This window comes from Streptomyces broussonetiae (assembly GCF_009796285.1).
GTDB classification, from domain to species: Bacteria; Actinomycetota; Actinomycetes; order Streptomycetales; family Streptomycetaceae; genus Streptomyces; species Streptomyces broussonetiae.
In genome coordinates, this window is the sequence record NZ_CP047020.1 from 6,624,504 (window position 1) to 6,650,247 (window position 25,744).

The 25,744-nt window shown below is 70.9% G+C and carries 20 protein-coding genes; 15 read left to right on the plus strand and 5 right to left on the minus strand.

The annotated features are described in order from the left end of the window. Positions 1-138: 138 nt before the first annotated feature. Entirely contained in the window at positions 139-3,792 is a 3,654-nt protein-coding gene (smc, locus tag GQF42_RS30695; RefSeq protein WP_158925241.1) for a chromosome segregation protein SMC, read from the plus strand. 243 nt (positions 3,793-4,035) lie between these two features. Further along, complete coding sequence (locus tag GQF42_RS30700; RefSeq protein WP_158925243.1) at positions 4,036-5,454, plus strand: sugar porter family MFS transporter; 1,419 nt, start codon at positions 4,036-4,038, stop codon at positions 5,452-5,454. Positions 5,455-5,582: 128 nt separating this feature from the next. Here GQF42_RS30700 and GQF42_RS30705 read toward each other — a convergent pair whose 3' ends face one another. From GQF42_RS30705 to GQF42_RS46150, 3 genes are read right to left on the minus strand one after another with little or no spacing between them, the layout of a single operon-like run. Beyond that, positions 5,583-5,942, minus strand: a complete 360-nt coding sequence (locus GQF42_RS30705) for a hypothetical protein (protein WP_158925245.1) — start codon at positions 5,940-5,942, stop codon at positions 5,583-5,585. Continuing rightward, a complete protein-coding gene (locus GQF42_RS30710; protein ID WP_158925247.1) occupies positions 5,939-6,967 on the minus strand; it encodes an LLM class flavin-dependent oxidoreductase in 1,029 nt (342 codons plus the stop codon). Before GQF42_RS30710 ends, GQF42_RS30705 begins: the two co-directional genes overlap by 4 nt. A 54-nt stretch (positions 6,968-7,021) precedes the next feature. Next, entirely contained in the window at positions 7,022-8,488 is a 1,467-nt protein-coding gene (locus tag GQF42_RS46150; RefSeq protein ID WP_158925249.1) for a cytosine permease, read from the minus strand. A 168-nt stretch (positions 8,489-8,656) separates the two neighbouring features. Here GQF42_RS46150 and ftsY point away from each other — a divergent pair, with 168 nt between their 5' ends. Next, complete coding sequence (gene ftsY, locus GQF42_RS30720; protein WP_233273510.1) at positions 8,657-9,862, plus strand: signal recognition particle-docking protein FtsY; 1,206 nt, start codon at positions 8,657-8,659, stop codon at positions 9,860-9,862. Between the two features lie 96 nt (positions 9,863-9,958). Here the strand turns inward: ftsY and GQF42_RS30725 are convergent, their stop codons facing one another. Next, complete coding sequence (locus GQF42_RS30725; protein WP_158925253.1) at positions 9,959-10,621, minus strand: bifunctional DNA primase/polymerase; 663 nt, start codon at positions 10,619-10,621, stop codon at positions 9,959-9,961. 469 nt (positions 10,622-11,090) lie between these two features. Between GQF42_RS30725 and nsdA the strand changes: the two genes are divergently transcribed. From nsdA to ftsH, 6 genes are all read left to right on the plus strand, one after another. After that, a complete protein-coding gene (gene nsdA / locus GQF42_RS30730; RefSeq protein WP_158925255.1) occupies positions 11,091-12,569 on the plus strand; it encodes a transcriptional repressor NsdA in 1,479 nt (492 codons plus the stop codon). 357 nt (positions 12,570-12,926) lie between these two features. After that, on the plus strand, positions 12,927-14,270 hold the full coding sequence (locus tag GQF42_RS30735; protein ID WP_158925257.1) for an ammonium transporter: 1,344 nt from the start codon (positions 12,927-12,929) through the stop codon (positions 14,268-14,270). After that, a complete protein-coding gene (locus tag GQF42_RS30740; RefSeq protein WP_071370669.1) occupies positions 14,267-14,605 on the plus strand; it encodes a P-II family nitrogen regulator in 339 nt (112 codons plus the stop codon). The genes GQF42_RS30735 and GQF42_RS30740 overlap by 4 nt, the downstream gene beginning before the upstream one ends. Before the next feature lie 31 nt (positions 14,606-14,636). Further along, complete coding sequence (locus tag GQF42_RS30745) at positions 14,637-17,081, plus strand: [protein-PII] uridylyltransferase (protein WP_158925259.1); 2,445 nt, start codon at positions 14,637-14,639, stop codon at positions 17,079-17,081. A 97-nt stretch (positions 17,082-17,178) separates the two neighbouring features. Beyond that, complete coding sequence (ffh, locus tag GQF42_RS30750; RefSeq protein WP_158925261.1) at positions 17,179-18,729, plus strand: signal recognition particle protein; 1,551 nt, start codon at positions 17,179-17,181, stop codon at positions 18,727-18,729. A gap of 61 nt (positions 18,730-18,790) precedes the next feature. Continuing rightward, positions 18,791-20,731, plus strand: a complete 1,941-nt coding sequence (ftsH, locus tag GQF42_RS30755) for an ATP-dependent zinc metalloprotease FtsH (protein ID WP_158925263.1) — start codon at positions 18,791-18,793, stop codon at positions 20,729-20,731. Positions 20,732-20,738: 7 nt separating this feature from the next. Here ftsH and GQF42_RS30760 read toward each other — a convergent pair whose 3' ends face one another. Then, complete coding sequence (locus GQF42_RS30760; RefSeq protein WP_158925265.1) at positions 20,739-21,668, minus strand: SAM-dependent methyltransferase; 930 nt, start codon at positions 21,666-21,668, stop codon at positions 20,739-20,741. A gap of 523 nt (positions 21,669-22,191) precedes the next feature. Here GQF42_RS30760 and GQF42_RS30765 point away from each other — a divergent pair. The 6 genes from GQF42_RS30765 to rplS all read left to right on the plus strand — a co-directional run bounded on the left by GQF42_RS30765 (position 22,192) and on the right by rplS (position 25,702). Further along, complete coding sequence (locus GQF42_RS30765; protein WP_158925268.1) at positions 22,192-22,788, plus strand: hypothetical protein; 597 nt, start codon at positions 22,192-22,194, stop codon at positions 22,786-22,788. 305 nt (positions 22,789-23,093) lie between these two features. Next, positions 23,094-23,513: a 30S ribosomal protein S16 gene (gene rpsP / locus GQF42_RS30770; protein WP_158925269.1), complete on the plus strand. Its 420-nt coding sequence runs from the start codon at positions 23,094-23,096 to the stop codon at positions 23,511-23,513. A gap of 5 nt (positions 23,514-23,518) precedes the next feature. After that, positions 23,519-23,758 (plus strand): RNA-binding protein, encoded by a 240-nt coding sequence (locus GQF42_RS30775; RefSeq protein WP_003973401.1) that lies wholly within the window; start codon positions 23,519-23,521, stop codon positions 23,756-23,758. An 82-nt stretch (positions 23,759-23,840) separates the two neighbouring features. Further along, a complete protein-coding gene (gene rimM, locus GQF42_RS30780; RefSeq protein WP_158925271.1) occupies positions 23,841-24,386 on the plus strand; it encodes a ribosome maturation factor RimM in 546 nt (181 codons plus the stop codon). Further along, positions 24,383-25,216 (plus strand): tRNA (guanosine(37)-N1)-methyltransferase TrmD, encoded by an 834-nt coding sequence (gene trmD, locus GQF42_RS30785; protein ID WP_158925273.1) that lies wholly within the window; start codon positions 24,383-24,385, stop codon positions 25,214-25,216. The genes rimM and trmD overlap by 4 nt, the downstream gene beginning before the upstream one ends. 135 nt (positions 25,217-25,351) lie before the next feature. After that, positions 25,352-25,702, plus strand: coding sequence for a 50S ribosomal protein L19 (gene rplS, locus GQF42_RS30790; protein WP_061925786.1), 351 nt, complete (start codon positions 25,352-25,354; stop codon positions 25,700-25,702). Positions 25,703-25,744: the final 42 nt, after the last annotated feature.

Genomic DNA, 25,744 nt, shown 5'->3' on the forward strand with positions numbered 1-25,744 from the left:
CGGCGTCCCTTCGTTCTTTCCCCCGCGCATCCTTTCACCCTCTTCAACGTACGGTGTGCCCTGCATGTTCACTGGCGAAACCGCGCGGTTGCGAGGGTTCATGGAGTGAGATAGCGGCGCCCGGTAGAGTCCAGCGGCGTGCACCTCAAGGCCCTGACCCTCCGTGGGTTCAAGTCGTTCGCCTCGGCGACCACACTCCGGTTCGAACCGGGCATCACGTGTGTCGTCGGCCCGAACGGTTCGGGCAAGTCCAATGTCGTGGACGCGCTCAGCTGGGTCATGGGCGAACAGGGCGCCAAGTCGCTGCGCGGCGGCAAGATGGAGGACGTCATCTTCGCCGGCACCACCGGCCGCCCGCCGCTGGGCCGCGCCGAGGTGTCGCTGACCATTGACAACTCCGACGGGGCGCTGCCCATCGAGTACGCCGAGGTCACCATCACGCGGATCATGTTCCGCAACGGCGGCAGCGAGTACCAGATCAACGGCGACACCTGTCGTCTCCTGGACATCCAGGAACTCCTCTCCGACTCCGGCATCGGCCGCGAGATGCACGTCATCGTCGGCCAGGGGCAGCTCGACTCCGTCCTGCACGCCGATCCCATGGGCCGCCGCGCCTTCATCGAAGAGGCCGCGGGTGTACTGAAACACCGCAAGCGCAAGGAAAAGGCCCTGCGCAAGCTGGACGCGATGCAGGCCAACCTCGCGCGCGTGCAGGACCTCACCGACGAACTGCGTCGCCAGCTCAAGCCGCTCGGCCGCCAGGCGGCGGTGGCGCGCAGGGCCGCCGTCATCCAGGCGGATCTGCGGGACGCCCGCCTGCGCCTGCTCGCCGACGACCTCGTACGCCTGCGTCAGGCCCTCAGGACCGAGATCGCCGACGAAGCCGCCCTGAAGGAGCGCAAGGAGGCGGCCGAGCAGCAGCTGAAGAAGGCCCTGCACCGCGAGGGCCTGCTGGAGGACGAGGTACGGCAGCTCACGCCCCGCCTCCAGCGTGCCCAGCAGACCTGGTACGAGCTGTCCCAGCTGGCCGAACGCGTCCGGGGCACGATTTCGCTGGCCGACGCCCGCATCAAGAGCGCCACCTCCGCGCCCCCCGAGGAGCGGCGCGGGCGCGACCCCGAGGACCTGGAGCGCGAGGCCGCCCGCATCCGTGAACAGGAGGCCGAGCTGGAGGCCGCCCTCGACGCGGCCCAGCACGCCCTGGACGACACGGTCGCCCACCGGGCCGAGCTGGAGCGGGAGCTGGCCGTCGAGGAACGCCGGCTGAAGGACGTGGCCCGCGCCATCGCCGACCGCCGTGAGGGGCTGGCCCGGCTGACCGGCCAGGTCAACGCGGCCCGCTCCCGTGCCGCCTCGGCCCAGGCCGAGATCGACCGCCTGGCCACCGCGCGCGACGAGGCACAGGAACGGGCCGTTCAGGCGCAGGAGGAGTACGAGGCCCTCAAGGCGGAGGTCGACGGACTCGACGCCGACGACGCGGACCTGGCCGAGCAGCACGACGCGGCCAGGCGTCGGCTCGCCGAGACGGATTCCGCCCTGAGCGCGGCCCGTGAGGCGCTCACCGCGGCCGAACGCAGCCGCGCCGCGACCCAGGCCCGCCAGGAGGCCCTCGCCCTGGGCCTCAGGCGAAAGGACGGCACCGGGATACTGCTGGGCGCCCGGGAGCGCCTGGCGGGAGTCCTCGGCCCGGCGGCGGAACTCCTCACGGTCGCCCCGGGCCATGAAGTCCCGCTGGCGGCGGCGTTCGGCGCGGCAGCGGACGCCGTCGCCGTCTCGACCCCCGCGGCGGCGGCCGAGGCAATCCGCCTGCTGCGCAAACAGGACGGGGGAAGGGCGGCGCTTCTGCTGGCAGGGCAGGCACCGCGAAGGGGCACGGGGAACGGCGCGACCGGCCACACCGTACCCGCAGACGCCGTACCCGCAGACGCCGTACCTGCAGACGCCGTGCCGCCCGTCACCGCCCTCCCCGCGGAGCGCACGGCACCCCCCGGTGGGCGCTTCGCGGCCGACCTGGTCCGCGGCCCCGCCGAGCTGATGCCCGCCGTCCACCGCCTTCTGCGGGGAATCGTGGTCGTCGGCTCCCTGGAGGACGCCGAGGACCTGGTCTACGCGCATCCGGAACTCACCGCCGTCACCACCGAAGGCGATCTCCTGGGCGCCCACTTCGCGCACGGCGGCTCGGCCGGGGCGCCGAGCCTGCTGGAGGTGCAGGCCTCCGTCGACGAGGCCGGCGCCGAGCTGGAGGAGCTGGCGCTGCGCTGCGCGGAACTCACCGAGGCCCAGCGCACGGCGGCCGAGCGACGTACGCAGGCCGCCGGTCTCGTGGAAGAGCTGGGGGAGCGGCGCCGGGCCGCCGACCGGGAGAAGTCGGCCGTGGCCCAGCAGCTCGGGCGGCTCGCCGGACAGGCACGCGGTGCGGCCGGGGAGGCCGAGCGGTCCGCCGCTGCCGCCGCCCGGGCGCAGGAGGCGCTGGACAGGGCCGTACAGGAGGCCGAGGAACTGGCGGAGCGGATGGCCGTGGCCGAGGAGATGCCGGTCGAGGAGGAGCCGGACACCTCCGTGCGCGACCGGCTGGCCGCCGACGGGGCCAACGCCCGGCAGACCGAGATGGAGGCCCGGCTGCAGGTCCGCACCCACGAGGAGCGGGTCAAGGGGCTCGCCGGGCGGGCCGACTCGCTCGACCGGGCGGCCCGCGCCGAACGCGAGGCACGCGCGCGTGCCGAGCAGCGCCGGGCCCGGCTGCGGCACGAGGCGTCCGTGGCCGAGGCCGTGGCCTCGGGCACCCGGCAGCTGCTCGCGCACATCGAGGTGTCCCTCGCCCGTGCCGAGCGGGAACGCTCCGCCGCCGAGGCCGCGAAGGCGCGGCGCGAGCAGGAGCTGACCGCCGCGCGCACCGCCGGCCGCGAACTCAAGTCGGAACTCGACAAGTTGACGGACTCGGTGCACCGCGGCGAGGTGCTCGGCGCCGAGAAGCGGCTGCGGATCGAGCAGCTGGAGGCCAAGGCGCTGGAGGAGCTGGGTGTCGAGCCGGAGGGGCTGGTGGCCGAGTACGGCCCGCACCAGCCCGTGCCGCCCTCGCCACCCGCCGACGACGAGGTGCTGCCCGAGGACCCGGAGCACCCGCGCAACCAGCCCAGGCCCTTCCACCGGGCCGAGCAGGAACGGCGCCTCAAGGCCGCCGAGCGGGCCTACCAGCAGCTGGGCAAGGTCAACCCGCTGGCGCTGGAGGAGTTCGCGGCGCTGGAGGAGCGGCACAAGTTCCTCAGCGAGCAGCTGGAGGACCTGAAGAAGACCCGCGCCGATCTGCTCCAGGTGGTGAAGGAGGTCGACGAGCGCGTCGAGCAGGTCTTCACCGAGGCCTACCGGGACACGGCCCGCGAGTTCGAGGGCGTCTTCAGCCGGCTCTTCCCGGGCGGCGACGGGCGACTGATCCTGACCGATCCCGACAACATGCTGACCACCGGCGTGGACGTCGAGGCCCGCCCGCCGGGCAAGAAGGTCAAGCGGCTCTCCCTGCTCTCCGGTGGCGAGCGCTCGCTGACGGCCGTCGCGCTGCTGGTGTCGATCTTCAAGGCCCGGCCGAGCCCGTTCTACGTCATGGACGAGGTCGAGGCCGCGCTCGACGACACCAACCTGCAGCGGCTCATCCGGATCATGCAGGAGCTGCAGGAGGCCTCGCAGCTGATCGTGATCACGCACCAGAAGCGCACCATGGAGGTTGCCGACGCGCTGTACGGCGTCTCCATGCAGGGCGACGGCGTGTCGAAGGTGATCTCCCAGCGGCTGCGGTAGCCCGCATTTCAAGATCCACTAGGTGATCAACCCACCTCGTGTTCAAGAAGTGAACACGAGGTGCAGGGGCATATCTAAAAAGTCACAGCTGTTGAACTATTGACTTCGAAACTTGAAGGCATAGTCTCTGCAACGTTGCTTTTACCTTCAGGTGTAAGCGGTGTGAACGTATGCGCCACTGGAAGCACCTGGAAGGGCTCGCCCCCCCACCCGGCAGCGTTGCCGCGGCCCGAGGAGATTTACGTGACCAGCACAGCGCAGGCACCTCAGTCAGGAGCCAGATCGGCTCATCCCGAGCATCTCGGGCACGTCATCTTCATCGCGGCGGCTGCCGCCATGGGCGGCTTCCTCTTCGGCTACGACAGCTCTGTGATCAACGGCGCGGTCGAGGCCATCCGGGACCGCTACGACATCGGCTCCGCTGGTCTTGCCCAGGTCATCGCAATCGCCCTCATCGGCTGTGCCATCGGCGCCGCCACGGCCGGCCGCATAGCCGACCGGATCGGCCGTATCCGTTGTATGCAGATCGCCGCGGTCCTCTTCACGATCAGTGCCGTCGGATCCGCGCTGCCGTTCGCGCTGTGGGACCTCGCCCTCTGGCGCATCATCGGTGGCTTCGCCATCGGTATGGCCTCCGTCATCGGCCCGGCGTACATCGCCGAGGTCGCCCCGCCCGCCTACCGTGGCCGGCTCGGCTCCTTCCAGCAGGCCGCGATCGTCGTCGGCATCGCCATCTCCCAGCTGGTCAACTGGGGCCTGCTGAACGCCGCCGGCGGCAAGCAGCGCGGCCACCTGATGGGCCTGGAGGCCTGGCAGGTCATGCTCGGCGTGATGGTCGTCCCGGCCGTCCTGTACGGGCTGCTCTCCTTCGCGATCCCCGAGTCCCCGCGCTTCCTGCTCTCCATCGGCAAGCGTGAGCGCGCCAAGGAGATCCTCGCCGAGGTCGAGGGCACGGGCGTGGACCTGGACGGCCGCGTCGCCGAGATCGAGCACGCGATGAAGAGCGAGCACAAGTCCACCTTCAAGGACCTGCTCGGCGGCTCCTTCTTCTTCAAGCCGATCGTCTGGGTCGGTATCGGCCTGTCGGTCTTCCAGCAGTTCGTCGGCATCAACGTCGCGTTCTACTACTCCTCGACGCTGTGGCAGTCGGTCGGTGTCGACCCGACGCAGTCGTTCTTCTACTCCTTCACGACGTCGATCATCAACATCATCGGCACCGTGATCGCGATGATCTTCGTGGACCGCATCGGCCGCAAGCCGCTCGCCCTCATCGGCTCGGTCGGCATGGTCGTCGGCCTCGCGCTGGAGGCCTGGGCGTTCAGCTACCACCTGGTCGACGGCAAGCTCCCGAGCACCCAGGGCTGGACCGCCCTGATCGCCGCGCACATCTTCGTCCTCTTCTTCGCCCTGTCGTGGGGCGTGGTGGTCTGGGTCTTCCTCGGCGAGATGTTCCCGAACAGGATCCGCGCCGCCGCCCTGGGCGTGGCCGCCTCCGCGCAGTGGATCGCCAACTGGGCCATCACCGCGAGCTTCCCGTCGCTGGCCGACTGGAACCTGTCCGGCACGTACATCATCTACACCGTCTTCGCGGCGCTCTCCATCCCGTTCGTCCTGAAGTTCGTCAAGGAGACGAAGGGCAAGGCGCTGGAGGAAATGGGCTGACCCGCACGGGACACCCCCCCGAGACCGAGGAGAAGGGCCCAAGACCCCGCTGCCCCTCTCCTCGTATCACCCGCCGCCCCCGCTCCGGCCACTGCCCGGACCGGGGGCGGCGGTGTCCTGACGTCCGCTCACCAGATCAGGACGCCGCCCTTGACCTCCAGCGCCGTGCGGCAGCTCTCCTCGATGATCCGCAACCTGAGCCCGATCTGGTGCCGGGGGCTTCCGGTGCCCCGGGCGATGTCGTCCAGGCGCGCGCCCAGCAGAGCGACCTCGTCGTGGAGGCCGGACACCTGCGCGGGCTCGACACAGAGGTCGTCCTCGGCCAGCAGGGGCAGGAAGCGAGCGCCCAGCGAGCGCACCGTCGGCGACCCCCACACCGTCGTACGCCACGACTCGAAACCACCGGACTGGTACACGTCGTCCGGCACGTCCAGGATGCGCATCCGGCCGTCCGGCTCGCGGACGAACACCTCCACCAACAGGCTCATGTCCGCAGTGGACCACCCTCGGCCCCGGCCGGACCACCGGATATGCCCGCGGCCGAGCCCTCCAGCGCCGGAAGCACCCGCTGCGCCAGCAGCCTGAGGCTGCGCCACCCCTCCTCCACCGGCATCCCGCCCGCGAGTGGATGCAGCACGAGGCTGTCCAGCCCCTGCGCCACGCACTGCTCCGGCGTGAGGATGCGGTACACGCCCTCCGCGCGCAGTTCCGCCACCGTCCTGGCCGCCGACTTCACCGCCGAGCGGACCTGCCCCGACTGCCAGGACGCGTAGGTCCGTGCCTCGTGCAGGAAGTGCTCGCCGTAGTGCGCCCACGCCCGGTCCGGGTCCTCGGCGATGTGGAGCAGCGGGGTCTCGGCGGCGGGCATCATGACCCAGCCCTCGGTGCCGTACTCCGTGAGCTTCTCCTTGTAGTACGCCTCCAGCTCCGGCAGGTGCGCGCTCGGGAAGAACGGCAGGCCGAGCCGGGCGGCCCGGCGGGCGGCGGCCTTCGAGGAGCCGCCGACCAGCAGCAGCGGGTGCGGATCGGTGAACGGGCGCGGGGTGAGCCGTACGGTACGGCCCCGGTACTCGAACGCGTCACCGGACCACGCCTTCAGCAGGGTCTCCAGCAACTCGTCCTGGAGCCGGCCTCGGCGCTTCCAGTCCACGTCGAACAGGGCGTACTCCTCGGGCCGGTAGCCGATCCCGGCCACCGTCACCAGCCGCCCGCCACTGAGCAGGTCCAGTACGGCGATCTCCTCGGCCAGCCGCAGCGGATCGTGCAGCGGGCCGATCACCGCCGACACGGTCACCGCGATCCGGCGGGTCGCCCCGAACACGGCGCCCGCGAAGGCGAACGGCGACGGCAGCCAGTTGTTCTCGGCGCCGTGGTGCTCCTCGGTCTGCACGGTGCTGATGCCGTGCTCGTCGGCGTACGCGGCCATCTCCAGAGCCGCCCGGTAGCGGGCGGAGAGGGCGGCGGGGGCGGCGCCGGGAGCGACGAGGTTGAAACGGACGACCGTGACGGGCATGGGAAGTCCCCCTCCGGTACGACTCGGTGGAGGGGGACGGTAGCTGACGAGGCGTCAGACAGCCAGAGGCGCGGACTCCTTGGCCTCGCCGGCCGCGGCGGGCGCGTCCTCCTGCTGCGGCGCGACGACCGCCGGCTTCGGCAGCACCATGTACAGCAGGCCCGAGATCACGATCGTGGCGACCCAGCCGAGGCCGTACTCGCCGATCACGTTGTTCTTCGCGAGCGGGCCGGTGAACCAGTCCGAGGTCGTGAACATCAGGCCCGAGACCAGACCGATCGCCCAGGCGGCGACGGCCGCGGGGGAGAAGCCGCCCTTGTACCAGTAGGCGCTGGTGCGCGTGGTGTCGGCCATGGCCCGGCCGTCGTACTCCGTACGGCGCAGCATGTCCGCGCCGAACACGCCGACCCAGGCGGAGAAGGCGACCGCGAGCAGCGACAGGAAGGCGATGAAGGAGCCCATGAAGCTCGTCGCCACCAGCATCAGCACCCCGCCGAAGACCAGCGAGATCACGGCGTTCACCGAGACCGCCCAGTGCCGCGGCACCTTGAAGCCGAGGGTCTGTGCGGTGAAGCCCGCCGAGTACATCGACATCGAGTTGATCAGCAGCATGCCGATCAGCGCGATGCACAGGTACGGCACCGCGATCCAGGTCGGCAGGATCTCGCCGAGGAAGGAGACCGGGTCGGTCGCCGAGGCCAGGTCCGGCGTGGAGACCGCCATCACCGCACCCATCAGGACCATGGGGAGGACGACGACACCGGCGCCGCCGACCGCCGTGCCCACGATCGCCCTGGACGAGGCCGTGCGCGGCAGATAGCGGGTGAAGTCCGGCGCGGTCGGGATCCAGCTGACGCCACCGGCCGCGATCATGCCGATGCCGGTGATCACGGCGGCCGTGGAGCCCGCGCTGTGGTGCACCACCTTCGACCAGTTCGTGTTCACGGCCAGGTAGACCAGGACGAGCACGGAGAAGACGCCGAAGAGGTACGTCGCGTACTTGTTGCACTTCTGCACGGCGTTGATGCCGAGGCCCGAGATCGCGAAGGTCGCGACGACGAAGATCAGCAGCATCACCATGTCCAGCACGCTGTTCGCCTTGAGGCCGAACAGGATGTCCACGATGGTGAGCATCGCGTAGGCGCCCGTGACCGCGTTGATCGTCTCCCAGCCCCAGCGCGCGACCCAGATCAGCGAACCCGGCAGCAGGTTGCCGCGCTGGCCGAACACCGCGCGCGACAGCGCCATGCCGGGCGCGCCGCCCCGCTTGCCCGCGATGCCGATCAGCCCGACCAGGCCGTACGACACGACCGGCGCGGCCACTGCCACCACCAGCGCCTGCCAGATGTCCAGGTGGTACGCCACCACGAGGCTCGCGCCCATCGTCAGCAGCAGCACGCTGATGTTGGCGCCGACCCACGTGGGGAACAGCTCCCGGGTCTTCGCGGTGCGCTCGTGATCCGGGACCTGCTCGATGCCACGGGTCTCGAGAGCGCCTTCGGTCTCGACGGTTTTGCTCATGAAAAAGGGGCCAGACGTGGGGGGACAGGGACGATCGGACTCTACGCGCGTCGACTGAGTCGTCACCATCGTACTTTGCTCCGACTCCTTGCTTTACGTGGCGTTTGTCTCTCGGAGGAAGCCACAAACAGCCTCCCGCCATACCCCATGACTGATACTGGACGGGTTATGGAAACCGTCATCCTTGCTGTAGTCATCGCCGTGATCGTGCTCGGCGCGCTCGGCGGGCTGGTCGTGGGCAGCCGGCGCCGGAAGTCGCTGCCTGCGCCGCCCCCGAGGACGCCCGACATCACCGCGCCCCCGGCCGAGCCGCATGTCGGCGACGAAGCCGAGACGCCGCGCGACGAACCGCGCCGGACGATCGAGGAGGTGGATCTCCCGGTCGGCCAGGCACCGGTCGCCGTGGAGGAACCTCCTGCCACCGTCGAGGCGCCCGAGATCGAGATCCCGGAGCCCACCGCCGGACGCCTGGTCCGCCTGCGCTCCCGCCTGTCCCGCTCCCAGAACGCCCTCGGCAAGGGCCTGCTCACGCTGCTGTCGCGCGAGCACCTGGACGAGGAGACCTGGGAGGAGGTCGAGGACACCCTGCTCACCGCCGACGTCGGCGTGCAGCCCACCCAGGAGCTGGTCGAGGGCCTGCGCGAGCGCGTCAAGGTGCTCGGCACCCGCACCCCCGAGGAACTGCGCGTCCTGCTGCGCGAGGAGCTGCTCAAGCTGGTCGGCACCGACGTCGACCGCACGGTGAAGACCGAGCCCGAGGACCGCAGGCCCGGCATCGTGATGGTCGTCGGCGTCAACGGCACCGGCAAGACCACCACCACCGGCAAGCTCGCGCGCGTGCTCGTCGCCGACGGCCGTACCGTCGTGCTCGGCGCCGCCGACACCTTCCGTGCCGCCGCCGCCGACCAGCTGCAGACCTGGGGCGAGCGCGTCGGCGCCTACACCGTGCGCGGCCCCGAGGCCGGTGACCCCGCCTCCGTGGCCTTCGACGCGGTCAAGGAAGGCAAGGAGATGGGGGTCGACGTCGTCCTGATCGACACCGCCGGCCGCCTGCACACCAAGACCGGCCTCATGGACGAGCTGGGCAAGGTCAAGCGGGTCGTGGAGAAGCACGCGCCGCTGGACGAGGTGCTGCTGGTCCTGGACGCCACCACCGGCCAGAACGGCCTGGTGCAGGCCCGGGTCTTCGCCGAGGTCGTGGACATCACCGGCATCGTGCTGACCAAGCTCGACGGCACGGCCAAGGGCGGCATCGTCGTCGCGGTCCAGCGCGAGCTGGGCGTCCCGGTCAAGCTCGTCGGCCTCGGCGAGGGCGCCGACGACCTGGCACCGTTCGAGCCGGAGGCGTTCGTGGACGCGCTGATCGGTGACTGACAAGGTCGCACATTTACTGTCCGAGCGCGAGAAGCGCCCGGCCCCAAGGTGCAGTTGGGGGCGGGCGCTTCGCCTTGTGCGGGCCTGCTCGCGGGGCTACGCCCGCGCCCGCGACCGGTGGGCCACGTACGCCAGCGTGCCCAGCAGCAGCCGGGCCGCCGGAGGTGCCGTCGCGGAGTCCAGCGCCGGCGGGCGCAGCCAGCGCACCGGGCCGAGGCCGCCCCGGTCGGAGGGCGGCGCCGTGATGTACGTACCGGGACCGAGGCCCTGCAGGTCCAGCGCGGTGGGGTCGTCCCAGCCCATGCGGTAGAGCAGCCGGGGCAGTTCGGCGGCGGCGCCGGGCGCGACGAAGAAGTGGGCGCGGCCGTCCGGGGGCGCGGCGACCGGGCCGAGGGGCAGGCCCATGCGCTCCAGGCGGGCCAGGGCGCGCCGGCCGGCCGCCTCGGAGACGTCGATCACGTCGAACGCCTGGCCCACCGGGAGCATCACCGCGGCCCCCGGGAACTCGGACCAGGCCTTGCTCGCCTCGTCCAGTGTGGCCCCGGCTGACACCTGGGGCGCGAACTCCAGCGGATGGGCCCCCGGCGCCGGGCAGTCGGCGCGTCCGCACGAGCAGGCGCCCGCCGCGGCCCGCGCGCCCGGCACCACGTCCCAGCCCCACAGCCCGGTGAACTCGGCGACGGCGGTGCACTCCGACGAGCGGCCACGCCGACGCGTGCCGGAACGGATCTCGCGAATGCCGCCGATCGTGAAGCCCATGCCCCCTCCAACGGGTCCGGCGCGCCGGTGGTTACGACACGGAACGAGACGAAAGCGGACCGTAGCGCCATGGCTCCGCCTTCCCGCGCCGGCCCGGGGTCAAGCGCGAGGTCAAGGAGGCGCCATGAAGCGCTTCGGGTTGCACGTCGGGGTCTGCGCGCCCCTGGCTGCGTCACTCCGCCCACTTCCGGCCGTCCTATGTCAAGTGAATCGTGCGCAGGCCACCGTGAGTTCATTCGAAGGGGTGGCGAATGGTGGCGTTTCATGGATCGCCATGGCTGGGCCGGTGATCGTAGGATTACTGTGAGTGTGCGAGTCCTGGAGGCATATGTATCCGTGGGTATGCCGGAGGCGAGTCGCCAACTCGTTCGAAGGGTGGCAACCGGCGGACGAGAGGCCGTATTTACCGGCATTCTGATAGGGCTTGGCGCACGCGGCGACAAGTGGTCTCAGGGATGGGGGCGTTCCAGTGAGCGGCAACGGCGGTAGCGGGACGAACGCTGACAAGCGCCCCAACGAGCTGCTCGGTTCGTGGTTCGTGCGCAGCGGCTGGTCCAAGGGCGAGCTGGCCCGCCAAGTGAACCGCCGGGCACGCCAGTTGGGTGCCAACCACATCTCCACCGACACCTCGCGCGTACGGCGCTGGCTGGACGGGGAGAATCCCCGCGAGCCGATCCCGCGCATCCTCTCCGAGCTGTTCTCCGAGCGCTTCGGCTGTGTGGTCTCCATCGAGGACCTCGGCCTGCGCGCCGCCCGCCAGTCACCCTCCGCGACCGGCGTCGACCTGCCCTGGACCGGCCCGCAGACGGTCGCCCTGCTCAGCGAGTTCTCGCGCAGCGACCTGATGCTCGCCCGGCGCGGCTTCCTCGGCACCTCCCTCGCGCTGTCCGCCGGCCCGTCCCTCATCGAGCCCATGCAGCGCTGGCTCGTGCCGAGCCCGGCCTCCCCGGTCCCGCCCGAGCCCGAGCCCCTCCTCGACCAGCGCCGCCCCGGCCGCCTGTCCAAGCCCGAGCTGGACCTGCTGGAGTCCACCACCCGGATGTTCCGCCAGTGGGACGCCCAGTGCGGCGGCGGCCTGCGCCGCAAGGCGGTCGTCGGCCAGCTGCACGAGGTCACCGACCTGCTCCAGGAGCCCCAGCCCGAGGCCACCACCCGCATCCTGTTCAAGGTCGCCGCCGAGCTGGCCGAGCTGGCGGGCTGGATGTCGTACGACGTCGGCCTGCAGCCCACCGCGCAGAAGTACTTCGTCCTGGCCCTGCACGCGGCCAAGGAGGCCGGTGACAAGCCGCTCGGTTCGTACATCCTGTCCAGCATGAGCCGCCAGATGATCCACCTCGGCCGGCCCGACGACGCCCTGGAGCTGCTCCACCTCGCCCAGTACGGCAGCCGCGACTGCGCCAGCCCGCGCACCCAGGCCATGCTGTATGCGATGGAGGCCCGCGCGTACGCCAACATGGGCCAGCCCGGCAAGACCAAACGCGCGGTCCGCATGGCCGAGAGCACCTTCGCGGAGGCCGACGAGTGGGACGAGCCGGACCCCGACTGGATCCGCTTCTTCTCCGAGGCCGAGCTGTACGGCGAGAACTCCCACTCCTTCCGTGACCTCGCCTATGTCGCCGGTCGCAGTCCCACCTACGCCTCTCTCGCCGAGCCGCTCATGCAGCGGGCGGTGGAGCTGTTCGCCAAGGATCCGGAGCACCAGCGGTCGTATGCGCTCAACCTGATCGGCAAGGCCACCGTGCACCTGCTCCAGCGCGAGCCCGAGCTGGGCACGGCCTACGCCTCCCAGGCCATGGAGATCGCCAAGAAGGTCCGCTCCGAGCGGGTGAACACACGTATCCGAAAGACGGTGGACACGGCCGTGCGGGACTACGGCGACCTCGCCACCGTCACCGACCTGACCGACCAGCTCGCCGTGGACCTCCCGGAGACCGCCGAGGCCGTCTGACCATCCCCGGCATCCCGAGCCCCGGCCGCGGCCGGTCCTCCCGAACTGCCCGACTCGGCTCCCCCGCGCCAGGTCATCGGAGAGGCCCGCCGCGGCCGGCCTGTCTGCGCCGGGAACTCCTCCTCGGCAGGTTGCGCCACGCGGCGACCGGCAGGCCGGAGATCCGGCTGTTCATGCATGCGTAACACGTACGGTGCCTTCGTCACCCCGGCGAAACAACGAGGGGCCCTCACCGAAACCGCGCTGCGCCAGTCTCTGGCGCATAACCGGCCCACCCCTCAACCGATCGGACCGCAACCGACCGGACCGCTCAGGCACCGCCCGCACGGGGCCGCAGAAACCGACGAGGAGACGCCGATGGCCCCAGCCATCACGCTTGCCGCGGAGGCACCCAAGCTGTCTGCCGCGAACACAGGCTTCATGCTCATCTGCTCCGCCCTGGTGCTGATCATGACGCCGGGTCTCGCCTTCTTCTACGGAGGCATGGTCCGGGTCAAGAGCACCCTCAACATGCTGATGATGAGCTTCATCAGCATGGGCATCATCACCATCCTCTGGGTGCTCTACGGCTTCTCCCTCGCCTTCGGCGAGCACAACGGCCTCATCGGCTGGAACTCCGACTGGTTCGGGATGGGCCACGTCGGCCTGACGGCGCTGTGGCCCGGCTACACCATCCCGGTCTTCGTCTTCATGGTGTTCCAGATGATGTTCGCCATCATCACCCCGGCCCTGATAAGCGGCGCGCTCGCCGACCGCGTGAAGTTCTCGGCCTGGTGCCTGTTCATCACCCTGTGGGCCACGATCGTCTACGTCCCGGTCGCCCACTGGGTGTGGGGCGCCGACGGCTGGGCCTTCAAGCTCGGCGTGATCGACTTCGCGGGCGGTACGGCGGTCCACATCAACGCGGGTGCGGCGGCCCTCGGTGTCATCCTCGTCATCGGCAAGCGCGTCGGCTTCAAGAAGGACCCGATGCGCCCGCACAGCCTCCCGCTGGTCATGCTCGGCGCAGGGCTCCTGTGGTTCGGGTGGTTCGGCTTCAACGCGGGCTCCTGGCTCGGCAACGACGACGGCGTCGGCGCGCTGATGTTCGTCAACACGCAGGTCGCGACGGCCGCCGCGATGCTGGCCTGGCTCGCCTACGAGAAGATCCGGCACGGCGCGTTCACCACGCTCGGCGCCGCCTCCGGCGCGGTCGCCGGTCTGGTGGCGATCACCCCGTCCGGCGGCGCGGTCTCCCCGCTCGGCGCGATCGCCGTGGGCGCCATCGCCGGTGTCGCCTGCGCCGCCGCCGTCGGTCTGAAGTTCAGGTTCGGCTACGACGACTCCCTCGACGTCGTCGGCGTCCACATGGTCGGCGGCATCATCGGCTCCCTGCTGATCGGCTTCTTCGCCACCGGCAAGGGCCAGTCCACCGCGACCGGTGTCTTCTACGGCGACCACACCTGGACCCAGCTGTGGAAGCAGTGCGCCGGTGTCGGCGCGGTCCTCGCCTACTCGCTGATCGTCTCCGCGGTCCTCGCCTTCCTCCTCGACAAGACCATCGGCATGCGGGTCACCGAGGACGAGGAGATCTCCGGCATCGACCAGGCCGAACACGCCGAGAGCGCCTACGACTTCAGCGGCACCGGCGGCGGTGTCCTCGGCTCCGCCGCCCACGCCCCGGCCCTGGCCGCCGCGCAGACCAGGAAGGTGGACGCATGAAGCTCATCACCGCCGTCGTCAAGCCCCACCGGCTGGACGAGATCAAAGAGGCCCTTCAGGCATTCGGCGTCCACGGCCTGACGGTCACGGAGGCCAGCGGTTACGGTCGGCAGCGGGGCCACACCGAGGTCTACCGCGGTGCCGAGTACACCGTCGACCTGGTCCCGAAGATCCGCATCGAGGTACTGGCCGAGGACGACGACGCCGAGCAGCTGATCGAGGTCATCGTCAAGGCGGCCCGCACCGGCAAGATCGGTGACGGCAAGGTCTGGGCCCTGCCGGTCGACACGGCCGTACGGGTCCGCACCGGCGAGCGCGGCCCCGACGCGCTCTGAGACGACGGCACGGCAAGACGGGAGCCACTGGGTGACGGGAACGGACGTGCGTACGGAAGCAGAGGACTCGGGACCCAGCGGCTACGCGGCGGCCCGGCTGCGCCTCCTCACCGAGGGGGCGCGGTCCGGGCCGCCGCGCCGTGCCGCCCTCGCGGAACTGACCGACAACTGGCTCGGCGGGCTGTTCGCCGCGGCCGCCGGGGACGTCAAGGGCATGTCCCTGGTCGCCGTCGGCGGCTACGGCCGCGGCGAGCTGTCCCCGCGCAGCGACCTCGACCTCCTGCTGCTGCACGACGGCTCCGACCCCGGCGCGGTCGCCGCCCTCGCCGACCGCATCTGGTACCCGGTGTGGGACCTCGGCCTCGCCCTCGACCACTCCGTGCGCACCCTGGCCGAAACCCGCAGGACCGCCGGGGACGATCTGAAGGCCCAGCTCGGCCTCCTGGACGCCCGCCATCTCGCCGGCGACCTCGGCCTCACCGCGGGGCTGCGTACGGCCGTCCTCGCCGACTGGCGCAACCAGGCCCCCAAACGCCTCCCCGAACTCCAGGCCCTGTGCGTCGAACGCGCCGAACGCCAGGGCGAGTTGCAGTACCTCCTGGAACCCGACCTCAAGGAGGCGCGCGGCGGGTTGCGCGACGCCACCGCGCTGCGCGCCGTCGCCGCCTCCTGGCTCGCCGACGCCCCGCGCGAGGGCCTCGCGGACGCCCGCCGGCGCCTGCTCGACGTACGCGACGCCCTGCACCTGACGACGGGCCGTGCCACCGACCGGCTCGCGCTCCAGGAGCAGGACCAGGTGGCGGCCGAGCTGGGCCTGCTGGACGCCGACACGCTGCTGCGGACGGTCTACGAGGCGGCACGCGTGATCTCGTACGCCAGTGACGTCACCTGGCGCGAGGTGGGGCGCGTGCTGCGTTCGCGCGCTGTCCGGCCGCGTCTGCGCGCCATGCTGGGGGGCGGCAAGCCCGTTGCCGAGCGCTCCCCGCTCGCCGAGGGCGTGGTGGAGCAGGACGGGGAGGTGGTCCTCGCCCGGGCCGCGCGCCCCGAACGCGACCCCGTGCTGCCGCTGCGGGCCGCGGCCGCCGCCGCACAGGCCGGCCTCCCGCTCTCTCTGCACGCCGTACGGCGCCTGGCCGCCACCACACGCCCCCTGCCCACGCCCTGGCCCGCCGAGGCCCGTGAACAACTGGTCACCCTGCTCGGCTCCGGCCGCCCGACCGTCGAGGTCTGGGAGGCGCTGGAGGCCGAGGGCCTCATCAGCCGCCTGCTGCCGGACTGGGAGCGGGTCCGCTGCCGTCCGCAGCGCAATGCCGTCCATGTCTGGACGGTCGACCGGCATCTGATCGAGACGGCCGTGCGCGCCTCCGCGCTGACCCGCGGGGTCAGCCGCCCCGACCTGCTCCTGGTCGCCGCGCTGCTGCACGACATCGGCAAGGGCTGGCCCGGCGACCACTCGGTGGCCGGCGAGATCATCGCCAAGGACGTGGCGGCGAGGATCGGCTTCGACCGCGCGGACGTGACGGTGCTGTCCGTCCTCGTCCGTCACCACCTCCTGCTGATCGAGACGGCCACCCGCCGCGACCTGGACGATCCGGCCACCGTCCGCTCGGTCGCCGAGGCCGTCGGCACCCAGGGCACCCTGGAGCTGCTGCACGCGCTGACGGAGGCCGACGCCCTCGCCACCGGACCGGCCGCCTGGTCCTCCTGGCGCGGTTCCCTCGTCGCCGACCTGGTCCGGCGGGTGTCCGCGGTGCTCGCCGGGGACACCCCCGACGAACCCGAGCCGGCCGCGCCCACGGCCGAGCAGGAGCGCCTCGCCATCGAGGCGTTCCGCACCGGAAGCCCGGTCCTCGCCCTGCGCGCGCAGACCGAACCGGTCACCGAGGAGGAGCACGCCCAGGAACCCCTCGGTGTCGAGCTGCTCATCGCCGTACCCGACCAGCCCGCCGTGCTCCCCGCGGTCGCCGGTGTCCTCGCCGTGCACCGCCTGACCGTCCGCACGGCCGAGCTGCGCGCCCTGCGCCTGCCGGACGACGTCGAGGAGGGCTCGGTCCTGCTGCTCGCCTGGCGGGTCGCCGCCGAGTACGGCTCCCTGCCCCAGGCCACCCGGCTGCGCGCCGATCTCGTGCGCGCCCTCGACGGCTCCCTGGACATCGCCGGCCGCCTCGCCGAACGGGACGCGGCCTATCCGAGGCGCCGCGGCCGGACGGCCCCGCCGCCCCGCGTCGCGGTGGCCCCGGCCGCCTCCCACCACGCCACGGTGATCGAGGTCCGCGCCCAGGACGCCCCGGGCCTGCTGCACCGGATCGGCATGGCCCTGGAGAAGGCGGGGGTACGGGTGCGCAGCATGCACGTGAGCACACTGGGCTCGAACGCGGTGGATGCGTTCTACGTCACGACCGGCACGGGGGCCCAGCTGCCCGCGCGGGACGCCTCGTCGCTGGCCCGGACCCTGGAGGAGACGTTGCGCGGATGAACCGGGGGACGATCCTGCCCCGGTGACTTCGGCGCCGGGATACCCTGGAGGGCGATTCCCACCAAGACCGTCACCGACCCCGAGGACCGCGAGCGCCGTGTTCGACACTCTCTCCGATCGCCTGTCAGCGACTTTCAAGAACCTGCGCGGCAAGGGACGGCTCTCCGAGGCGGACATCGACGCCACCGCGCGCGAGATCCGTATCGCGCTCCTCGAAGCGGATGTCGCCCTCCCTGTCGTCCGCACGTTCATCAAGAACATCAAGGAGCGGGCGCTCGGAGTCGAGGTCTCCAAGGCGCTGAACCCGGCCCAGCAGGTCCTGAAGATCGTCAACGACGAGCTGGTGACCATCCTCGGCGGCGAGACCCGGCGTCTGCGCTTCGCCAAGCAGCCGCCCACCGTGATCATGCTGGCCGGTCTGCAGGGTGCCGGTAAGACCACCCTCGCGGGCAAGCTCGGCCGCTGGCTGAAGGAGCAGGGCCACTCCCCGCTGCTGGTCGCCGCCGACCTCCAGCGCCCCAACGCCGTGAACCAGCTGAGCGTCGTCGCCGAGCGCGCGGGCGTGGCGGTCTTCGCGCCCGAGCCGGGCAACGGCGTCGGCGACCCGGTGAAGGTCGCCAAGGACTCCATCGAGTTCGCGAAGTCCAAGGTCCACGACATCGTGATCGTGGACACCGCCGGCCGCCTCGGCATCGACCAGGAGATGATGCAGCAGGCCGCGGACATCCGCGACGCCGTCTCCCCGGACGAGATCCTGTTCGTCGTCGACGCGATGATCGGTCAGGACGCGGTCAACACCGCCGAGGCCTTCCGCGACGGCGTCGGCTTCGACGGCGTGGTCCTGTCCAAGCTCGACGGTGACGCCCGCGGTGGTGCCGCCCTGTCGATCCGGCAGATCACCGGCAAGCCGATCATGTTCGCGTCGAACGGCGAGAAGCTGGACGACTTCGACGCGTTCCACCCGGACCGCATGGCCTCCCGCATCCTCGACATGGGTGACCTGCTCACCCTGATCGAGCAGGCCGAGAAGACCTTCAGCCAGGAAGAGGCCGCCAAGATGGCCTCGAAGCTGGCGTCCAAGAAGGGCCAGGACTTCACCCTGGACGACTTCCTGGCCCAGATGGAGCAGGTCCGGAAGATGGGCTCCATCTCCAAGCTGCTCGGCATGCTCCCGGGCATGGGCCAGATCAAGGACCAGATCCAGAACATCGACGAGCGTGACGTCGACCGCACCGCCGCGATCATCAAGTCGATGACGCCGGGCGAACGCCAGGACCCGACGATCATCAACGGCTCCCGCCGCGCCCGTATCGCCAAGGGTTCCGGTGTCGAGGTCAGCGCGGTGAAGAACCTGGTCGAGAGGTTCTTCGACGCCCGCAAGATGATGTCCCGGATGGCGCAGGGCGGCGGCATGCCGGGCATGCCGGGGCTCCCGGGCATGGGCGGTGGCCCCGGCCGGCAGAAGAAGCAGGTCAAGAAGGCCAAGGGCAAGCAGCGCTCCGGCAACCCGATGAAGCGCAAGCAGCAGGAGCTGGAGGAGGCCCAGCGCCGCGAGGCGGCGGCCCAGGGCGGAGGTGCCTTCGGGGTGCCGCAGCAGGGTGGCCAGGAGTTCGAGCTGCCGGACGAGTTCAAGAAGTTCATGGGCTGAGTTCGTCCCCGGGTTCACCGCTGGGCATGCCAGGGGTTGGTCATTGTCGTACGGTCCGGATATGACCAACCCCGCGCCGCCACGTAAGTCGCCCGACCAGCCCTGGCGTACCGAGGGTGCTCCGGAGGAGCCGCCGAAGCCGCCGTCGGGCGGGCCGAGGATGCGTGGCGGCTGGTGGCGGCTGATCTTCACCGCGCTGATCGTGTACCTGATCGCGAACCTGGTGCTGTCGTACTTCGACCAGGAGACCGAGCCGACGATCGCGTACACCGAGTTCAGCAAGCAGGTCAACGGCGGCAATGTCGCCAAGATCTACGCCAAGGGCGACTCGATCCAGGGGCAGCTCAAGAAGGAGCAGACGAACCCCGAGGGCGGCGGGAAGTACACCAAGTTCAACACCGAGCGGCCGTCCTGGGCGAACGACAGTCTCTGGTCGAATCTGACCAAACACAACGTGACCGTCACGGCCGAACCCGTCGTCCAGCACCGCAGCTTTCTCGCCAATCTGCTGATCTCGCTGGCGCCCATGCTGATCCTCATCGCCGTGTGGATCTTCGTCGCGCGGCGGATGAGCGCGGGCCTCGGCGGCGCGGGCGGGATGCTGGGCCGCAAGGCGCCGCCCAAGCCGGTCGAGCTGGTACCGGGGGAGAAGCGCACGACCTTCGCCGATGTGGCCGGTATCGATGAGGTCGAGGGCGAGCTGAACGACGTCGTCGACTTCCTCGAGAACCCCGACGCCTATCGCCGCATGGGCGCCAAGATGCCCCGCGGCGTGCTGCTCGCGGGGCCGCCCGGCACCGGAAAGACGCTGCTCGCGCGTGCGGTCGCCGGCGAGGCGGGCGTGCCGTTCTTCTCCGCGTCCGCGTCCGAGTTCATCGAGATGATCGTGGGTGTGGGCGCCTCGCGCGTGCGGGAGTTGTTCGCGGAGGCCCGCAAGGTCGCCCCGTCGATCATCTTCATCGACGAGATCGACACCATCGGCCGGGCCCGCGGCGGCGGCGCGTCCATGGGCGGGCACGACGAGCGCGAGCAGACCCTGAACCAGATCCTCACCGAGATGGACGGTTTCTCCGGCTCGGAGGGCGTCATCGTCATCGCGGCCACCAACCGCGCCGACATCCTCGACCCGGCCCTGACCCGCCCCGGCCGTTTCGACCGGATCGTCCAGGTCTCGCCCCCGGACCGCGGCGGCCGTGAGGCGATCCTGGAGATCCACACCCGGGACATCCCGCTCGCCCAGAACGTCGACCTCGCCCAGGTGGCCCGTACGACCCCGGGCATGACAGGCGCCGACCTGGCCAACCTCGCCAACGAGGCCGCCCTGCTCGCGGTCAAGCGCCAGCAGCAGGCGGTGACCCAGTCCGACCTCTCCGACGCGCTGGAGAAGGTCCAGCTCGGCGCGGAACGCCCGCTGGTGATGCCGGAGGAGGAGCGCAGGCGCACCGCCTACCACGAGAGCGGGCACGCCCTGCTCGGCATGCTCCAGCCGGGCGCCGACCCCGTCCGCAAGATCACCATCGTGCCGCGCGGCCGGGCCCTCGGCGTCACGCTGTCGACGCCGGACGCGGACAAGTACGCGTACACCGAGGAGTACCTGCGCGGCCGGATCATCGGCGCGCTCGGCGGCATGGCGGCCGAGCACGTCGTCTACGACGTGATCACCACCGGTTCCGAGAGCGACCTGGAGCAGGTCACCAACATCGCGCGCGGGATGGTGTCCCGCTGGGGCATGAGCGAGGAGGTCGGCCGCCTCTCGGCGCTCCCGAACGACGCCCAGCAGGCCTACGGGCTGGCCGCCGCACCGCAGACCCTGGACGTCATCGACGCCGAGATGCGCCGGATCGTGGACGAGTGCTACGAGGAGGCGTGCCGCAAACTCCGCGAGCACCGCGGCCAGTTGGACGCCCTTGCGCAGGCGCTGCTGCAGAACGAGACGCTGGAGGAGGCGGACGCGTACCGGATCGCCGGAATCACCCGCCTGACCAAGGACCTCGACTCGTAGCGGACGGTCAGGGCACGCGGGCGACGAGGTACCGGAACACGTTCGGCATCCACACCGTCCCGTCCGGGCGCCGGTACGGGTGCAGGGCCTCGGTCAGCTCCTTGTCGACCTGCTTGGCGTCCGTCGCCGCGATCGCCGCGTCGAACAGCCCCGTCGACAGCAGGCCGCGTACGGCGCTGTCGAGGCCGGCGTACCCGAACGGGCAGGCGACCCGCCCCGAGCCGTCCGGCCTGAGCCCGGCCCGCTGCGCGACCTCCTCCAGGTCGTCCCGCCGGGCGGGCCGCCAACTGCGCGCGCTGCGCAGCGGATCGGCCAGTTTCGTCGCCACCCGCAGCACCGAGGAGGTGGCGCAGCGCTCCGGCGGCCCCCAGCCGGCCAGCACCACGGCGGCCCGCCGCCCGGCCACCGGCAGAGCCTGGGCCAGCAGCTCCCCGAGCCCCTCGGAGTCACCCGCGAGACACCCGACCGGCTCGAAGACGGTCACCAGGTCGTACCCGCCCGCCGGCGCGCCGACCACATCGGCGGGCGGCCCGGCGACGAGTTCCGCACCGGCACGCGCACGCGTACCGCTGTTTTCGCCGCGCCCGCCGCCGCGCGCAGCGGGCACACCGCCGCTCTCGGCGGATGCCCCGGCTTCGCGTGCCGCGTGCGGCAGCAGGCGGTTGCGGGCCAGGGCGAGGCGCTCGGGGGAGGCGGCGTCGCAGCCGGTGACCGTGGCACCTCTGGCGGCGGCCCTCAGCAGGGCGAGTCCCGAGCCGCAGCGCAGGCCCAGCAGCCGGGTGGCGGGGCCCACTTCGAGACGCTCGTAGACGGCTTCGTAGAGCGGCACCAGCATCCGCTCCTGGATCTCGGACCAGTCACGCGCGCGTGCGCACAGGTCCTCGCGGGGTGCGGAATCCGCGTGAGACGCGTGCGGCCGCACGAGCGTAGGTGTCATAGGTAAGCGCCCCAATCCGCCGACAGTTCGCCGCTGTGCCCGATTGCGCGGCCCCCGTGCCGTGCGCGCGCACTTCCCACGTATGTCAGGTAACTCCCGGCTCGCGGTGGCGTCCAGGGGTCGTAGAGCCCCGCTTGGGGTGCGGGCGCGTCTGTGGCGAGATTTCACATCCCGGCAATCTGGATGGCCGCAGGGTGTCCGTTCCCGAAGACGGGCCGGTTGCCAGGGGGCCGGGCGGCGCGCGGTAGGGTCACGACCGTCACGGACGCGGCGCACGAGGGGACTCGGCACCGAGTGCGGCCGAAACATCTCTTGCGTATTCGTCGGCCCCGGCCGTGCGGGACACTACGCGTAGGGTCGTACGGCGGACTACGCACCGGCTTGGTACGAGCTGTGAAGCTTCTCCGCAGATCAGCGCACCCGCCCTCGTCAGGACGCATCAGTGGCAACTGACGGGTAAGTGCAAATTATTTGGGATGCCCCGGAATAGGAACACAGCGGCACCCCCGCTCGTTGTCATTACGTGAGCACGACACAGACACCACCTGTTCTCGCCGCGGAGCTGGCACAGGCGTGGGCCGACATTCAGCGGTACCACCCCGAACTGCCGGATCTCGCCGCGCCAGAATCACTGATCGGAGAGTCGTCGTCCGCGTGCGGTCACGAACTCTCCTTCGAGCGACTGCTCCATGAGGCAGTCCACGGCATCGCCGCCGCCCGTGGGATCCGCGACACCTCCCGCGCCGGCCGATATCACAACCGCCGCTTCCTGACGATCGCCGAGGAGCTGGGCCTGGACCACCCCGAGGAGCCGCACCCGAGCAGCGGCTTCTCCCTGGTCACGCTCAACCCCGAGGCGAAGCGGCGCTACCGCCCGACCATCGAGCGGCTCCAGCGCGCGCTGAAGGCCCACACGGCGGCCACGTCGTCCGACACCACCCGTTCCTTCCGCGGCCCGGCCGCCCGGCACGGCTCCTCCGGCGGAGGAGTCCGCGTCAAGGCGGTCTGCGACTGCGGCCGCAACGTCCGCGTGGTCCCCTCGGTCCTGGCCCAGGCCCCCATCGTGTGCGGCGGCTGCGGCAAGCCGTTCAGAATCCCGGAGGTCGCGGGAGCAGCGTGACGCGGGCCGCGAGAGCCGGCATCTCGTGGGTGCCGGAAGCGGGCCGGTCGTCGACAGCACGGGGCAGCGCACCCGACGTGACCTCACCTCCACGCCGGGTGCCTCTCCGGCATGCCCGGATGCAGCTCACGCCCCCTCGGCCAAAAGCGACCCGCAGGGTGTGGCACAATGGCTAGCTGTACTCGACAGCCGCACAGGACCCCTCTCTCCTCCGGCTGACGCGTCCGTCGGGCACTCGGGTACCGCAACCCCACGCGGCAGTCCCGCCGTGCCCAACCACGTCAAATCCAGGAGAACCCACTCCCGTGGCAGTCAAGATCAAGCTGAAGCGTCTGGGCAAGATCCGTTCGCCTCACTACCGCATCGTCGTCGCCGACTCCCGCACCCGCCGTGACGGCCGTGCGATCGAGGAGATCGGCAAGTACCACCCGACCTACAACCCGTCGGTCATCGAGGTGGACGCCGACCGCGTGGCGTACTGGCTGGGTGTCGGCGCGCAGCCGACCGAGCCCGTGCTCGCCATCCTGAAGAAGACCGGCGACTGGCAGAAGTTCAAGGGCGAGCCCGCCCCGGCGCCGCTGCTCGTCGCCGAGCCGAAGGCCGCGCGTCCCTCGTTCGAGGCGCTCGCCGGTGACGACGAGGGCAAGGGTGAGGCGATCACCCAGAAGAAGAAGGCTGAGAAGAAGGACGAGGCTGCGGCTGAGTCCGAGTCGACCGAGGCCTGAGCAGCATGCTCGAGGAGGCGCTTGAGCACCTCGTGAAGGGCATCGTCGACAACCCTGACGATGTGCAGGTCGCCTCGCGCAACCTGCGCCGCGGGCGCGTGCTGGAGGTCCGGGTGCACCCCGACGACCTCGGCAAGGTGATCGGCCGCAACGGCCGTACCGCGCGCGCCCTGCGCACCGTCGTGGGCGCCATCGGCGGTCGCGGTGTCCGCGTCGACCTCGTCGACGTGGACCACGTCCGCTGACGCTTCAACGCAACCGGCTCGGGCCGGGGAGGGCCACTGGGCCGTCCCCGGCCCGCAGTCGTATGACAGGAGATTTGGACAGGTGCAGCTGGTAGTCGCACGGATCGGCCGTGCCCATGGCATCAAGGGCGAGGTCACCGTCGAGGTGCGTACCGACGAGCCGGAACTCAGGCTCGCGCCCGGCGCCGTACTCGCCACGGATCCCGCCTCCACGGGACCGCTGACCATCGAGACGGGGCGCGTCCACAGTGGCCGCCTCCTCCTGCGCTTCGAGGGCGTCGCCGACCGCAATGCCGCCGAAGCCCTCCGCAACACTCTCCTCATCGCCGAGATCGACCCCGAGGAACTGCCCGAGGGCGAGGACGAGTACTACGACCACCAGCTCATCGACCTGGACGTGGTCACCGAGGACGGGCAGGAGGTCGGCCGGATCACCGAGATCTCGCACCTGCCCTCCCAGGACCTGTTCATCGTGGAGCGACCCGACGGCAGCGAGGTGCTGATCCCCTTCGTGGAGGAGATCGTCACCGAGATCGACCTGGAGGAGCAGAGGGCCGTCATCGCGCCCCCGCCCGGCCTGATCGACGACCGCGCCGAGATCGCCTCTTCGAGGGAAGACAGCGAATGAGGCTCGACGTCGTCACGATCTTCCCCGAGTACCTCGAGCCCCTGAACGTCTCCCTCGTCGGCAAGGCACGCGCGCGTGGGCAGCTGAACGTCCAGGTGCACGACCTGCGCGAGTGGACGTACGACCGGCACAACACGGTCGACGACACCCCGTACGGCGGCGGCCCCGGCATGGTCATGAAGACCGACCCCTGGGGCGACGCCCTGGACACGGTCCTCGCCGACGGCTACGAGACCGGCGCCACGGCCCCCGCGATCATCGTGCCGACGCCCAGCGGCCGCCCCTTCACCCAGGAGCTGGCCGTCGAACTCTCCGAGCGCCCCTGGCTGATCTTCACGCCGGCCCGCTACGAGGGCATCGACCGGCGCGTGATGGACGAGTACGCGACCCGTGTGCCCGTCTACGAGGTCTCCATCGGCGACTACGTCCTCGCCGGCGGCGAGGCGGCCGTACTCGTCGTCACGGAGGCCGTGGCCCGGCTGCTGCCCGGCGTCCTCGGCAACGCCGAGTCCCACCGCGACGACTCCTTCGCGCCCGGCGCCATGGCCGGCCTCCTGGAAGGCCCCGTGTACACCAAGCCGCCCGTCTGGCGCGGTCGGGACATCCCCGACGTGCTGCTCAGCGGCCACCACGGCAAGATCGCCCGCTGGCGCCGCGACGAGGCCCTGAAGCGTACGACCGTCAACCGGCCCGACCTGATCGAGCGCTGCGACCCCAAGGCCTTCGACAAGAAGGACCGCGAGATGCTCTCCATCCTGGGCTGGGAACCGGACCCCGAGGGTGAGCCGTTCGGCCGATTTTGGCGGCGGGCCGGGGGCATGGAAGAATAGACCGCTGTTGTGCGTCCGTCCGGTGTGCGCCCCTGCCACAGGGGGACACGACGCCCGTCCCGACCCGCACGGCAGACCTCTTGTACACCTAGTTTCCGTTGATGACCTGTGGCATCAGCGAAGAAAGCAGACGAAATGTCTCACCTGCTCGACACCGTCGACTCCGCGTCGCTGCGCAGCGACATCCCGGCCTTCCGTCCGGGTGACACCGTCAACGTCCACGTCCGCGTCATCGAGGGCAACCGCTCCCGTGTGCAGCAGTTCAAGGGCGTTGTGATCCGCCGCCAGGGCTCCGGTGTCCGCGAGACCTTCACGGTCCGCAAGGTCTCGTTCTCCGTCGGCGTCGAGCGCACCTTCCCGGTGCACACCCCGATCGTCGAGAAGATCGAGCTGGTCACCCGTGGTGACGTCCGCCGCGCCAAGCTGTACTACCTCCGTGAGCTGCGCGGCAAGGCCGCGAAGATCAAGGAGAAGCGCGAGAGCTGAGCGCTCTCGAGGCGCCCATAGCGGGGCGGGATAGCATCTCGC

Coding starts and splice junctions, on each gene's coding strand:
- rplS (WP_061925786.1), top strand. CDS start 25,352: ATGTCTCACCTGCTCGACACCGTCGACTCCGCGTCGCTGCGCAGCGAC.
- ftsY (WP_233273510.1), top strand. CDS start 8,657: ATGGAAACCGTCATCCTTGCTGTAGTCATCGCCGTGATCGTGCTCGGC.
- ftsH (WP_158925263.1), top strand. CDS start 18,791: ATGACCAACCCCGCGCCGCCACGTAAGTCGCCCGACCAGCCCTGGCGT.
- GQF42_RS46150 (WP_158925249.1), bottom strand. CDS start 8,488: ATGAGCAAAACCGTCGAGACCGAAGGCGCTCTCGAGACCCGTGGCATC.
- GQF42_RS30725 (WP_158925253.1), bottom strand. CDS start 10,621: ATGGGCTTCACGATCGGCGGCATTCGCGAGATCCGTTCCGGCACGCGT.
- GQF42_RS30775 (WP_003973401.1), top strand. CDS start 23,519: ATGCTCGAGGAGGCGCTTGAGCACCTCGTGAAGGGCATCGTCGACAAC.
- GQF42_RS30740 (WP_071370669.1), top strand. CDS start 14,267: ATGAAGCTCATCACCGCCGTCGTCAAGCCCCACCGGCTGGACGAGATC.
- GQF42_RS30760 (WP_158925265.1), bottom strand. CDS start 21,668: ATGACACCTACGCTCGTGCGGCCGCACGCGTCTCACGCGGATTCCGCA.
- GQF42_RS30735 (WP_158925257.1), top strand. CDS start 12,927: ATGGCCCCAGCCATCACGCTTGCCGCGGAGGCACCCAAGCTGTCTGCC.
- GQF42_RS30705 (WP_158925245.1), bottom strand. CDS start 5,942: ATGAGCCTGTTGGTGGAGGTGTTCGTCCGCGAGCCGGACGGCCGGATG.
- GQF42_RS30710 (WP_158925247.1), bottom strand. CDS start 6,967: ATGCCCGTCACGGTCGTCCGTTTCAACCTCGTCGCTCCCGGCGCCGCC.
- trmD (WP_158925273.1), top strand. CDS start 24,383: ATGAGGCTCGACGTCGTCACGATCTTCCCCGAGTACCTCGAGCCCCTG.